14 protein-coding genes are annotated in these 12171 nt (G+C 79.3%); 5 read left to right on the top strand and 9 right to left on the bottom strand.

What is annotated here, in order from left to right; translation table 11 throughout:
* Window positions 1-78: 78 nt before the first annotated feature.
* On the top strand, window positions 79-462 hold the full coding sequence (locus WDV85_RS12935) for a nuclear transport factor 2 family protein (protein ID WP_339571029.1): 384 nt from the start codon (window positions 79-81) through the stop codon (window positions 460-462).
* Between the two features lie 40 nt (window positions 463-502).
* Here the strand turns inward: WDV85_RS12935 and WDV85_RS12930 are convergent, their stop codons facing one another.
* Window positions 503-1666, bottom strand: a complete 1164-nt coding sequence (locus tag WDV85_RS12930) for a hypothetical protein (protein ID WP_339571012.1) — start codon at window positions 1664-1666, stop codon at window positions 503-505.
* A 244-nt stretch (window positions 1667-1910) separates the two neighbouring features.
* Between WDV85_RS12930 and WDV85_RS12925 the strand changes: the two genes are divergently transcribed.
* Both WDV85_RS12925 and WDV85_RS12920 read left to right on the top strand, forming a co-directional pair.
* Window positions 1911-2846, top strand: coding sequence for a hypothetical protein (locus WDV85_RS12925; RefSeq protein ID WP_339571011.1), 936 nt, complete (start codon window positions 1911-1913; stop codon window positions 2844-2846).
* A gap of 50 nt (window positions 2847-2896) precedes the next feature.
* A complete protein-coding gene (locus tag WDV85_RS12920) occupies window positions 2897-3184 on the top strand; it encodes a hypothetical protein (RefSeq protein WP_339571010.1) in 288 nt (95 codons plus the stop codon).
* A 145-nt stretch (window positions 3185-3329) separates the two neighbouring features.
* Here the strand turns inward: WDV85_RS12920 and WDV85_RS12915 are convergent, their stop codons facing one another.
* The 5 genes from WDV85_RS12915 to WDV85_RS12895 all read right to left on the bottom strand — a co-directional run bounded on the left by WDV85_RS12915 (window position 3330) and on the right by WDV85_RS12895 (window position 7045).
* Window positions 3330-3824 carry a hypothetical protein gene (locus WDV85_RS12915; RefSeq protein ID WP_339571009.1) on the bottom strand — a complete coding sequence of 165 codons (495 nt, stop codon included), beginning with the start codon at window positions 3822-3824 and terminating at the stop codon, window positions 3330-3332.
* A gap of 155 nt (window positions 3825-3979) precedes the next feature.
* Window positions 3980-4171, bottom strand: a complete 192-nt coding sequence (locus WDV85_RS12910; protein WP_298803424.1) for a hypothetical protein — start codon at window positions 4169-4171, stop codon at window positions 3980-3982.
* A 20-nt stretch (window positions 4172-4191) separates the two neighbouring features.
* Complete coding sequence (locus tag WDV85_RS12905; protein WP_339571008.1) at window positions 4192-5736, bottom strand: hypothetical protein; 1545 nt, start codon at window positions 5734-5736, stop codon at window positions 4192-4194.
* Entirely contained in the window at window positions 5733-6470 is a 738-nt protein-coding gene (locus tag WDV85_RS12900; protein ID WP_339571007.1) for an ABC transporter ATP-binding protein, read from the bottom strand. The genes WDV85_RS12905 and WDV85_RS12900 overlap by 4 nt, the downstream gene beginning before the upstream one ends.
* A complete protein-coding gene (locus WDV85_RS12895; protein ID WP_339571028.1) occupies window positions 6467-7045 on the bottom strand; it encodes a PadR family transcriptional regulator in 579 nt (192 codons plus the stop codon). Before WDV85_RS12895 ends, WDV85_RS12900 begins: the two co-directional genes overlap by 4 nt.
* A gap of 169 nt (window positions 7046-7214) precedes the next feature.
* Here WDV85_RS12895 and WDV85_RS12890 point away from each other — a divergent pair, with 169 nt between their 5' ends.
* Window positions 7215-7664 carry a DUF1232 domain-containing protein gene (locus WDV85_RS12890; protein ID WP_339571006.1) on the top strand — a complete coding sequence of 150 codons (450 nt, stop codon included), beginning with the start codon at window positions 7215-7217 and terminating at the stop codon, window positions 7662-7664.
* Between the two features lie 3 nt (window positions 7665-7667).
* Here WDV85_RS12890 and serS read toward each other — a convergent pair whose 3' ends face one another.
* Window positions 7668-8942 carry a serine--tRNA ligase gene (gene serS / locus WDV85_RS12885; RefSeq protein WP_339571005.1) on the bottom strand — a complete coding sequence of 425 codons (1275 nt, stop codon included), beginning with the start codon at window positions 8940-8942 and terminating at the stop codon, window positions 7668-7670.
* A gap of 144 nt (window positions 8943-9086) precedes the next feature.
* On the opposite strand from serS, the gene WDV85_RS12880 reads away from it, so the two are divergent.
* Window positions 9087-10265 (top strand): diacylglycerol/lipid kinase family protein, encoded by a 1179-nt coding sequence (locus WDV85_RS12880; protein ID WP_339571004.1) that lies wholly within the window; start codon window positions 9087-9089, stop codon window positions 10263-10265.
* A 33-nt stretch (window positions 10266-10298) separates the two neighbouring features.
* Here the strand turns inward: WDV85_RS12880 and WDV85_RS12875 are convergent, their stop codons facing one another.
* Window positions 10299-10715, bottom strand: a complete 417-nt coding sequence (locus WDV85_RS12875) for an ATP-binding protein (RefSeq protein ID WP_339571003.1) — start codon at window positions 10713-10715, stop codon at window positions 10299-10301.
* A gap of 85 nt (window positions 10716-10800) precedes the next feature.
* The gene (locus WDV85_RS12870; RefSeq protein WP_339571002.1) at window positions 10801-12114 is read right to left on the bottom strand and encodes a lycopene cyclase family protein; all 1314 of its coding nucleotides are present in this window, start codon (window positions 12112-12114) and stop codon (window positions 10801-10803) included.
* Between the last annotated feature and the right edge of the window lie 57 nt (window positions 12115-12171).

The raw sequence follows: 12171 nt of genomic DNA, 5'->3' as shown, positions 1-12171 counted from the left end.
CCCCCCCCCCCCCCCCCCCCCCCCCCCCCCCCCCCCCCCCCCCCCCCCCCCCCGCGCCCCGGCAGCCCCCTCGACGCGCTGGACCCGGAGCACGCGGAGCTGCTGCGCGCCTACGTCGCGGCCTTCGAGGCCTACGACATGGAGGCGCTCGCCCAGCTGCTGCACGCCGAGGTCGTGCAGTCGATGCCGCCGTACGCCCTGTGGCTGCGCGGGCCCGAGGACGTCGTCGCCTGGCACGTGGGCCCGGGCGGCGGGTGCCGCGGCTCCCGGCTCGTGCCCGTCGACGCCAACGGCTCCCCCGCGCTGGCCCAGTACAAGCCCGACCCGGTGCGGCCCGGCGTGCGCCGCTTCTGGGCGCTGCACGTGCTGCGCAGCCGCGAGGGCCGCATCGGGGAGATCACGAACTTCCTCGACACCCGCACCCCCGCGGTCTTCGGGCTGCCGGAGCAGCTGGAGGGCTGAGGCCCACGAGACCCCGGAGGGCGGCGGGGGGCCTGGCGCCTCAGGACGTCGGGGTGACGGCCTCCTGCGCCTCGGCGTCCCGGTCCCCCTGGTCCTCGAGACCGCTCGCCAGGCCGCCGAGGAGCCGGCGCAGCGCCGTGACGACGGCGCCCGTCGCCTCCCGGGCCCGGCGGTCGGGCACCTCGAGCTCGCCCACCGCCTCCGACAGCTCGCGGACGCGCTGGCGCAGCAGCCCGACCTCGGCGGCGCGGGGAGCGGGCTCCTCGCCCATGGGGCGCACCGCCGCGGCGGCGGCGCGCAGGGCGCGCGCCGTGGGCGCCCGCACCTCCTCCTGGACGTCGAGGCCGGTCTCCCCCTCCGCGTGGACGTCGATGAGGAGGTCGGTGAGGTCGGCCGTGCGGGTGGCCACCGACTCGAGGACGAGCGCCTCGCTGCGCTGGCGGTCGACGACGCCGCGCTCGCGCCGCGCGCGGGCGTTGGCGCGCAGCGAGCGGCGCACGTCGAGGCCGCTGGCACGGACCGACTGCAGCACCGGGTCGATGGAACGGGCGCGGTCGCGCCACTGCGAGCTCGTCGGCGGGTCGTCGGACTCCAGCCCGTCCGCGAGGTCGTCGAGCTGGTCGGCCAGGGTGGTCGCGAGCTGGGCGATGGCCCAGCTGCTCTGGGCCAGCGGCACCGTCGGGAGCAGGAGGTTGAGGAGCACGGCGAGCGTGGCGCCGAGGAGGGTCAGCCCCGTGTAGGCGAGCGCGTAGGTGAGGGGTTCCGTCGCCCCGATGACGAGCGTGAACAGCGCGACGATGGGCACCCAGGAGCGCGCCGACCCGAAGACGGGCAGCCCCGCCACGACGATGCCCACGCCGACCACGGCCGGGACGAGCAGGAAGGTGGCGGGGATGAGCGCCTCGAGGACGACGGCGAGCGCGGCGCCCGCGATGATCGCGGCGACGCTGTAGAGCGACTCCACCGTGGAGGAGCGCACGCTCGGGTAGGCGGCGACGACGGCGCCGAGCGGGGCGTAGTAGGGGTACTGCTCGGCGGGCGCGAAGGGCAGCCACAGCGCCACCTGCCACGCAAGGAGGGCGGCGACGGCCGCCTTGAGCGCCATCTCGCCGCGCGGCCAGCGCCCCGTCGTCAGCAGCCGGCGGAGGTCTCGAGGATGGCGCACCTCGCCGCGGATGCGGCGCGCGCGGTCCAGGGCGTCCACCGGACCAGCGTGGCAGCGGCGCCCGGGTCCGGCACGGCGGCAGCGGAGCGGGGCGCCGGACGGGACGGGGCGGGGTGCCGGACGGGACGGAGCGGGGCGCCGGACGGGACGGGGCGGGGTGCCGGACGAGGGACCGGGAGCCGTCCCGGTGTCGGTGCCGACCCCTAGCGTCGTCCCGGGCGGGGCCGGGCACGGGCTCGCGGGCTCCCTCGGTCGAGGGCCGGACGACGGGGGTGGTGCGCGGGTGCCGAGCCGGTCGCCGCTGCGCCCGCCCGCCATGGGCCACCTCACGTGCCGCCGCAGCCTGGACGCGCACGTCGTCGACCTCTCGGGCTGCCGGTGGGTGGACCCGGCGCACCTCGTCGGCGTCGCGGCGCTCGCCGCCCGGCACGCGGGCGCCGGCGCCCGCCTGCGCGTCGTCGGGCCGTCGCGGCCCGACCAGCGCCGCTACGCGGCGCGCATGCACCTGGGCCGCGTGCTCGACGAGCTCGGCGTCGAGCACGACCTGCGCGACGTCGTGCCCGAGGCCGACCGCGCGCTCGACCTCCTCGAGGTCCGCCCCGTCGTCACAGAGGCCGACGCGCTCGCGCTCGCGCGGCTCGTGCACGCCCGGACGGCGCCCGGCGACCCGGTGGCGGCCGAGGCGCTCTTCACGGGCGTCGCCGAGCTGGCCGCCAACGTCGCCGACCACGCGCAGGCCACGGGGTACGTCGCCGCGCAGGTCCTCCCCGCCGCCGGCTGCGTGCGCTTCGCGGTCGCCGACGGCGGCCTCGGGCTGCGGAGCACGCTCGCCGGGCGCGGCGCCCGCGGGGCCCGCCACGCGCTGCACCTGGCGCTCGACGGCACGAGCCGCCTCGACGACCCGACCCGCGGGGTCGGGCTCGTCACGGTCGTCCACGAGGTGGGCCGGCTGCGCGGGTCGCTGTTCCTCGCCTCGGGCCCGGCGGCCGTCCTCACGTCGCGTCCGCGGGGCGCGCGGCGGCCCGTCCGCACCGACGGCGCCCTGCGCTCCCCCTTCGGCGGGACGCTCGTCGAGGCCGTCGTCGGGGTCCGCGGCACCCCCGGGCGGACGGCCGCCGGGGCGGGTGGCGGAGCGGGCGGGGAGGGTGACGGGGGTGCCGGCGGACGGGTCGGCCGAGGTGTCGACGGGGGCGTCGGCGCGGGCGGGCGCGTACCGTGACCGGTGGGCCAGGACGACGACGCAGGACGGCGCCGGCGGGAGGACGAGCGGTGATCATCGAGCTGCCGAGCATGGTCGCGGGGCGCGGCATGGCCGACGCCCTCGTCGACGGCCTCGCGGGCGACCTGTCCGGGGCGGTCGTCCACCTGGACTGCCGCCACCTCGTCACCGGGAGCCCGTCCTTCGCGGCGCAGCTGGTGAGCCGGGTCATCGGCGGCGGGGCGGCCGAGCTGCGGGTCGAGGCGGCCCCCGCGGCCTTCGCCGAGCACCTGCGCGAGGCGGCGCGGCGCCTGGGCGAACAGGAGCGCCTCGTCGTCGCCCAGCCCGCCACCGCCTGAGCGGCCGGTCCGCCTCCTCCCTCTCCGGGACGCGCGGGCGTACCCGGCGAGCGGTGCGCCGAGGACGCGGTGCACCGCGACGTCGGCGCGCGCCTCTGCCGTCGCGGCGCCGGGCGCGCCCACCGCTGGCGCCCACCGCGCGCGGCTACCGCCCGCGGCGGCGCTCCCACCAGCCCCGGTCGTCGAGCGCCGCGGCCACGGCGGCGTTGAGCGCGCCCCACGCGTCGTCCTCGTCGCGCGCCGTCACGTCCTCGTCGCCGAGGAAGGCCCAGCGGGCGCGCTGCTGCCAGGCCCGCGCCGCGTCGACGACGTCGCGCGTGGCGACCCGCGCGAGCCGCACGTCCAGGCGCCCCTCGGCCTCCGACCGGGCCGCCTCGAGGTCCGCGGGCACGGCGAGGACGACGTGCGCCGACGGCGCCACCTCCCGCGCCGCCCGCTCGAGCGCGGCGCCGACCGCGCGCAGGGCGGTGCGGGCGACGAGCGCGGCGTCCTGGGCGTCGAGCAGCGCGGCCCGCTCGCGCGCGTAGACGCGCTGGCGGCGCTCCCGCCGCGCCGTCGCGAGCTGGGCGACGACGACGGCGAGGACGGCCGCCGACGCCGTGATGACCGCGCCGACCAGCGCCCCCGTGCCGTCCTCCACGCCACCATCCTGCCGCCGGGCGCCGACAGCCGGGGCGTCGACGCGGCCCGCCCCGTCGGAGCCAGAGCCAGAGACGGAGCCAGGGTCAGAGCCGTCCACGAGCGTGACCGTGCACGGTCACGCTCGTGGACGGCTCCACCGGCGGGTCCCCGCCCTCAGGAGGTCCCCGAGGGGCGGCCCGTCCCCCTGCGCCGGGCCACCGCCTCGAGGCGCTCGAGGACGAGGCGCGGGCCGGGCGGCCAGCCCGCCGCCGCGCTCGCGTCGATGACGACGGCGCCCGTGGCGCTCGCGGCGCGGACCTCGCGGATGAGGGCGGCGAGCACCGGCCCCGAGGGCCGCTCGGGCACGTGGACGACGGTCGGCGGCGTCACGGCGTCCGCAGGTGCTCGAGGGAGGACGCCGCCCGCACGCGCCCGGACAGCGCCGCGGCGAGGAGCCGGCAGACGAGCGCGGCGAGCACACCCAGCAGCACGGCCGTGAGGCCGACGCCGGCGAGGACCGCGCCGAGCCCGCCGTCGACGGCCGCGAGCGGGGCGCCGAGCAGCAGGCCGCCGACCAGGGCGCCCAGGGCCAGGGAGGGGACCGCCGTCGCCCGCAGCGCGCGCGCCTGCACGGCCACGAGGCGCCGGGGCTCCGTCCCGAGCGCCGCCGTCGCCGCGACCGCCCGCCGCGCCACGAGCAGGTGGTCGGTGAGGGACAGCGCCAGCGCGATGAGGGCCACGAGCCCGCCGGCCAGGGCCACGCGGGCCGCGAGGGCCGCGCCGCCGACGTAGAAGTCGGCGTCGTAGCGGTCCCCCTGCCCGAGCACCGACGCGGCCAGCGCCGCGGCGACGCCGACGGCCGCCCCGGCCACGACGAGGACGCCGGCGACGGTGCCGGCCGCCAGCGGGTCGCCGCGGCGCTGGGCGGCGGCGAGGAGCCCGACGGCGGCGTCCCCGCGCACCCGGCGGACGGGGCGGCGACGGCCGCGCCGTGCCCGGTCCCGCTCCCTCGCGGGGCGCGCCGCGCGCCGGGCGACGGCGCCGGCGACGCAGACGGCGAGCGCGAGCAGGACGACGAAGAGCAGCGCGCTGAGGACCCAGTCGCGTCCCGCACCCCCGCCCCCGCCGGCGGCGAGCCACAGCAGCGTCCCGGTGGCGACCGCCGCGGCGACGGCGCCCGCGCCGGCGACGAGAGCGCGCGGGGGCACCCGCGCCGGGGCGCGCGACCAGCCGACCGGGTCGGGGCGCACGTCCGCACCGCGGCGCCCGAGGAGAGCTCCGACGCCCGCGAGCGCCGGCACCAGGGCGAGCCACACGAGCACCAGCCACCACTGCGGCACCGGCAGCAGCCGCTCCATCGGCGGCTGCAGCGCGGACAGCAGCACCCAGGAGACGGCGTGCGCGGGTGCGGCGAGGAGCCCGCCCAGCGCGAAGGCCGTCGCCGACCGGTGCGCCGCCACCCGCCGCAGGTCGGCCGGCCCGGCGCCGGCGACGACGAGGAGCGCGGCCCGCCGGTCGAGCTCGAGGCTGCCGGTGCGCAGGGCCTGCAGCGCGAGGGCGACGAAGGGCAGGCCGAGGAGGGCGAGCGCGAGCACGACGCCCTGGCGGAGCCCGGGCTGGTCGACGAAGGGCGACAGGCCGATCGAGCCACCGGTGCTCTCGACGAGGTAGCTCGTCCCGGCGTCGTCGACGACGACCTCGCTCACGGGCGCGGCCAGGCCGACGACGGACGCCGCCGCCAGCACGGCCGCCCCCAGCCCCGCCGCCGCGACGGCCGTGGCGGCGAGCCGCAGCCGGTCGACCGGCGTGCGCGCCCGGGCGAGCTCGCGCACGACCTCGCCCCGCAGGGCCGACCCCCGCGCCGCCCCGCCCGTCCAGCCCGTCCCTGCCGTCCCGGTCGTCGCCGTCGTCCCCGTCCTACCCGGGCTCACCGCAGCACCGCCTCGTGCGCGACGACGCCGCCGGCCAGCCGCACCTCGCGGTCGGCGCGCGCCGCGACGGCGTTGTCGTGGGTGACGAGCAGCAGCCCGCCCCCGCGGCGGGCGACGGCGACGAGCAGGTCGAGCACCTGCCGCCCGCCCTCCGGGTCGAGGCTCGCCACGGGCTCGTCGGCGAGCACCAGCCGCGGCTGCGCCACCAGCGCCCGCGCGACGGCGGCCCGCTGCGCCTGGCCGCCCGAGAGCCCGGCCGGGACGGCGTCGCCGAGCCCCTCGAGCCCGACGAGCGCGAGGGCCTCGCGCGCGGCCGTGCGCGCCGGCTCCAGCGCCGAGCCCTCGAGGAGCAGGGGCAGCGCCACGTCGTCGACGAGGGGCAGGTCGGGCACGAGCTGGCCGTACTGCAGCACGATGCCGACACCCCGGCGCCGCAGGGCCGCGCGCGGCGCCTCGCCGAGGCCCGCGAGGTCCTGGCCCAGCAGCCGCACGCGCCCGGCCTGCGGCGCCAGCAGCCCCGCCGCGACGTGCAGCAGCGTGGACTTGCCGCCGCCGCTCGGCCCCGTGAGCGCGACGACCTCGCCGGGTGCGACGGCGAGGGACACCCCGCGCAGCGCCGGCGTGCGGGCGTAGGCGTGCGCGACGGCGTCGAGCGCCACGAGCGGCTCGTGGCCGGCGGGCGAGACGGCGCCGGGCGGGGTCGCGGCGGCCTGGTGGTCGGCGGGCTCGCTCATCGGGGCGCCTCCGGGGTCGTCGGGGTCGTCGGCGTCGGGCCACCGGTCGTCGGCTCACCGGTCGTTGACCCGCCCGGCACCAGGGCGGCGGCCGCCTCGTCGAGCCAGCGCAGGTCGGCGTCGAGGTGCAGGAGGGCGTGCCGCCGGGCCAGGCGCAGCGCGACGTCGTCACCGCCCGGCTCGGAGAGCTCGCGCATGCGCCGCAGGTGGTGCGTGCGCTGGCGCGCCAGCACCTCCTGCGCCGTCCGCGCCCCCACGGGGGCCCGCAGGGCGACGACGGCCTTGCGGACCACGTCCTCCGGCCCGGTGCCCGCCGGCGCGGCGGGCTCCTCGAGCCACCGGTCGAGCCGCTCGCGGCCGCTCGCCGTGACGGCGTAGACGGTGCGCTCGGGGCCGCCGTCGCTGCGCGTCTCGACGACCTCGACGAGGCCGTCGCGCACCATCCGCCCGAGCGTCGCGTACACCTGCCCGAAGGCCAGGGGGCGCGCGTCGGGGAACCAGGCGTCGTGCGCCTTCTTCACCTCGTAGCCGTGCGCCGGGCCCGCCAGCAGCAGGGCGAGGTGCAGCTCCACCATGGACACGCGCCCAGCATGCACCACGTACCTGTACTGAGTGAGTAGTCGGTCGCGGCGCGTCGTCCACCACGAGGTGTGACGTGCGCGAGCGAAGACCGTCCACGAGCGTGACCGCGCACGGTCACGCTCGTGGACGGCTCCTCCTCGGGGCGCGCGGCAGGATGCGCGCGTGGACCGCTGGTGGGCGTGGGCGCTCGTCGGCGCAGCGGTCGGGCTGCTCCTCGCCTGGGGCGCGCTCGCGGCGGCGCTGTGGCGCGCCCGCACGGACGCCGTCTCCCTGAGCGGGGTGCTGCGCCTGCTGCCCGACGTCGTCCGACTCGTGCGGCGCCTCGCGGCGGACCGGTCGCTGCCGCGCGGCGTGCGCGTCCGCCTCGTCCTGCTGCTGGCCTACCTGGCCTCCCCCGTGGACCTCGTGCCCGACGTCGTCCCCGTGCTCGGGTGGGCCGACGACGCGCTCGTCGTCCTCCTCGTGCTCCGGTCGGTGGTGCGCCGGGCCGGCGACGACGCCCTCGCCCGCCACTGGCCGGGGACGCCCGACGGGCTGGCCGCCCTCCGGCTGCTCGTCGCGCCCCGCGGGGGCCGGACGGCGCACCGGGGCGAGCGCCGGCGGACCGGCTGACGCTCAGCGCCGCACGGGCTCCAGCACGTCGAGCCCGACGTACGGGCGCAGCGCCGCGGGCACGACGACCGACCCGTCCTCGCGCTGGTGGTTCTCGAGGATCGCGACGAGCCACCGCGTCGTCGCGAGGGTGCCGTTGAGGGTGGCGACCGGCGTGGTCGACCCCTCGGCCGTGCGCTCGCGGATGCCGAGGCGGCGCGCCTGGAAGGTCGTGCAGCTCGACGTCGACGTGAGCTCGCGGTGGCGGCCCTGCGTGGGCACCCACGCCTCGCAGTCGTACTTGCGGGCGGCGCTCGCGCCGAGGTCGCCGGCCGCGACGTCGATGACGCGGTAGGGCACCTCGACGGCGTCGAGGACCTCCCGCTCCCACGCGAGGAGCCGCTGGTGCTCGGCGTCGGCCTCCGCGGCCGGGACGTAGCTGAACATCTCCACCTTGGTGAACTGGTGGACGCGGATGATGCCGCGGGTGTCCTTGCCGTGGCTGCCCGCCTCGCGGCGGTAGCAGGTGGACCAGCCCGCGTAGCGCAGCGGGCCGCCCGACAGGTCGAGGATCTCGTCGGCGTGGAAGCCCGCCAGGGGCACCTCGGAGGTGCCGACGAGGTAGAGGTCGTCGGCGTCGAGCCGGTAGACCTCCTCGGCGTGCGCGCCGAGGAACCCGGTGCCGCCCATCATCTGGGGCGTCACGAGCGTCGGCGGCACGACGGGCACGAAGCCCCACTCCACGGCGCGGGCCATCGCGTACTGCATGAGGCCGAGCTCGAGGCGCGCCCCGGCGCCGGTGAGGAAGGAGAAGCGCGCGCCCGACACCTTGGCACCGCGCCCCATGTCGATGGCGCCGAGCCGCTCGCCCAGCTCCAGGTGGTCGCGGGGCTCGAACCCCTCCGCGGCGAAGTCGCGCGGGGTCCCGACCTCCTCGAGGACGACGTAGTCGTCCTCGCCGCCGGGGGGCACGCCGTCGGCGACGAGGTTGGGCACCGACCGCAGCAGCTCCTCGACCTCGGCCTCTCCCTCGGCGGCGGCGGCCTGGAGCTGCTTGACCTGCGCCGAGAGGTCTTTGGCCGCGGCGACGAGCGCCTGCTTCTCCCCGCCGGAGGCCTGGGCGACCCGCTTGCCGTGCGCCTTCTGCTCCGCGCGCACCCGCTCGAAGTCCGAGAGGGCCGTGCGGCGGCGCTCGTCGGCGGCCAGCACGGCGTCGACGACGCCCTCGTCCTCGCCCCGCAGGCGCTGGCTCGCGCGGACGGCGTCGGGCGAGTCGCGGAGGGCGCGCAGTTCGATCACGCCGCGAGGCTACCGGCGCCTCCACCCGCGGCCGCCCGCCCGGCCCGAGCGGCCCCGGGCAACCCGGGCGGCCCGAGCGACCCGGACGGCGGCGCCCCCGGCGCCGCTCCTGCCGACGGGCGCCGTCCCCACTACGTTCTGCGCATGATCTCCGGTGCAGTGCCCGTGCCCGTCGGGACCGGGAGGCTCCCCCTGGACAGCGTCGAGCTGGGCCTGGTGGGCATCGCGGTCCTCCTCGTCGTGGGCGTGCTGACCGTGCTGCTGCGCCCGAGGAACCGCCCGCCCGTGCCGGCGGTGCGCCGCGACGCCACCGCCGGCCTGCGCGACCCCGACGAGGACTACCGGCACGTGCCGGGGCAGCTGGAGTCGCGCGGCCCCCGGGTCGTCGTCGTCGTCCAGCCGGTGAAGTACCCCGAGGGCTCCCCCGCCCGCCGCGCCGTCGAGCGGGCCCTCGCCGAGGAGGGCTGGCCCGCCCCGCGGTGGATCGAGACGTCGGCGGAGGACCCCGGCTACGGCATGGCCCGGCGGGCGGCCGAGCTCGACCCCGAGCTGGTGCTCGTCATGGGCGGCGACGGCACGGTGCGCTCCGTCGGCGCGGGGCTCGCCGGCACCGGCGTCCCCCTCGGCCTCCTGCCCGGCGGCACGGGCAACCTCTTCGCCCGCCAGCTCAAGCTCGAGCTCGGCGACGTCGCCGCCGCCGTGCGGGACGCCGTGCGCGGCAAGGACAAGCGGGTGGACGTCGGGCGCGTCAGCCTCGACGGCGGCGAGGAGCAGGTCTTCCTCGTCATGGCCGGCGTCGGCTTCGACGCGCAGATGATGGCCGGCGCCCCCGCCGCCATCAAGGACCGGGTGGGGCCGCTGGCCTACGTCGTCTCCGGCCTGCGCCGCCTGCGGGGCGAGAGCCTGCGCGTGTCGATCGCGGTCGACGACTCACCGCCCGTCACGAGCCGCGTGCGCATGGCCGTCGTCGGCAACTGCGGCACGCTCATCGGCGGCATCGTCCTCATCCCCGACGCCGAGGTCGACGACGGCCACCTCGACGTCCTCACGCTCTCCCCCAACGGGATCCTCGACTGGCTCCGCGTCGGCGTCCGCCTGCTCATGCGCCGTCGCGACCAGGACGAGCAGATCGCCGAGCGCCAGGCCGTCCGCGTCGTCCTGCGCTGCGAGGAGCCGCAGCCGGCGCAGATGGACGGCGACGTCGTCGGCTCCTTCACCGAGCTGAGCATGCGGGTGGACCCCGGCGTGCTCGTCATCCGGACGCCCGAGGGCCGGGTGCCGCGGCGGGCCGAGCGCCTCGCCGACGCGCTGCGGCGCGCCTGAGCGCGTCCCCGCCGGCGGGGCGGGGACGGACGCTCAGCCGGACAGGCGGCACCAGACGGTCTTGCCCGGCCCGGCCGCCGCGTGCTCGACGCCCCAGGCGGCCGTCAGCGTCTCGACGAGGGCCAGGCCGCGACCGCCGAGGGCGTCGTCGTCGGCGTCCCGGACGGCGGGCGCGCCCGTGCCGTGGTCGGTGACCCGGAGGACGAGGGGCGCCCCGCCGCCGTCCTGCACGCCACGCCGGCCGCCCTCGGGCTCGTCGTCGGCCCCCCGGACCTCGACGCGCACCGGCGGCCGGCCGTGCTGGTAGGCGTTGGCGACGAGCTCGCTCGTGACGAGCTCGACGGCGAAGCGGCCGTCCTCGCCGAGCCCGATGCGGGCGCAGTGCTCGAGCACCCAGTGCCGGGCGTGCGGCACCTGGGACGGGTCGTCGCCCAGGTCGAGGACGGGCACGAGCGCCTCCCGGCTCGGGGCCGCGCGCGGCGGCGGTCCGCCGGGGGACACGGTCCGCCCGGCCTGTCGGTGACTCTCCGCGACCCTACTGGACAGAACGTGACATCGTGGTCAGCGATCGACGCCTCGCGCGCTCGAGTCCGTCCTCCACGGCGAGACGCGCCATGGCCGCCCGCGGCGCCGTCGCCATGAGCGCCAGCTCCTCCCGGCGCGTCGTCGCCCCGTCGAGGAAGCGCAGCACGCGGTCCGGGGGGTTGGCGGCGAAGAGCCGTGCGAAGAAGGCCGGCCCGTCGAGCGCCCCCGTGGCGAGCCCCCGCAGGACGAGGGCGTCCATCCACCGGTGCCGCCGCGGGTACGCCGCCGGCGGCAGGGGGTCGCGGCCCGCCAGCAGGGCGGCCGCGACGGCCGCGCCCTGCCGCTGCAGCGCCGAGAACGTGTAGCCCGTCGACGCGCGGGTGGCCCCGCCCGCGGTGCCCAGGCGCCGCACCCGGGCGCCCGCGCGGGAGGTGCGCACGTCGTCGGCCATCGGGATGGCGCCCTGCTCCACGGCGTCGACGGCGACGACCTCGACGAGGCGCTCGTCCCCGTCCGCGCGGCCGTGCGGGTCGGGCCGCAGCCCGAGCAGCCGCCGGTAGGCCGCGAGCCCGCGGGCGTAGCCGGCGTCGTCGAGCACCGCCGGGGAGAACTCCGTGTACTCCACGAGGGCGGTGCGGCCGTCGAGCGGCAGGCAGTACCCGAAGGACAGCCCGACCGGCGGCTGCGGCGTCCGGAAGTCCATCAGGACGGGCAGGTCGGGGTCGAACGGCGGGGGCGCGGCGGGGTCGGTGCGCACGAGCTCGCCGCGGAAGTGCTGCAGCAGGGCGGTCCTCGCGGGACGGACGGGCGCGCACGGGCGGCTGTCGAGCACCCAGGCGGCCTCGAGGTCGCCGCCGGGGGTGCGCACGAGCGCGCGCTCGGCGCCGTCCTCGACGGCGGTGGCCCCGGGGCGGCGCAGGAGCTCGAGGCGGCCCGAGCGCTGCGCGCGCGCCGCGTCGGCGTCCACGAGCGCGTAGTAGTCCTCGCCCCGGAGCATCCGGTACCGCAGGGGCCGCACGTCGAGGGCGAGGCGCGCGCCGGGCGCCAGCACCTCGACCGCCCGCCAGCTGCGGAGGACCGCCGGCGCCGCCGCGGGCGCGGGCTCCCACGAGCACCACGTGCGGTCGCGGGGCCGCTCGCCGTCGGGGCCGGGCGCCAGGCGCTCGACGTCGTCGACGAGGGCCACGCGCAGGGGGGCCGGCCGCGCCGGGCCGCGCAGGAGGCCGAGCGCGAGGTGGTGCAGGGCCACGAGGCCGGCGCCGCCCGCGCCCACGACGGCGACGTCGACGCTCTCGGTCGGGACGTCGGCCGGCCGGTCGCTCACCCGGCCATCGTGGCCCACCCCCGGCTGCCCGCGCGCAGCGGCAGCCGTGGCGAGGGG

It is taken from the genome of Pseudokineococcus sp. 5B2Z-1, from assembly GCF_037482305.1.
Taxonomy (GTDB): Bacteria; Actinomycetota; Actinomycetes; order Actinomycetales; family Quadrisphaeraceae; genus Pseudokineococcus.
Note: the sequence above shows the minus strand (reverse complement) of the source record. Positions and strands in the feature narration are given on the sequence as shown.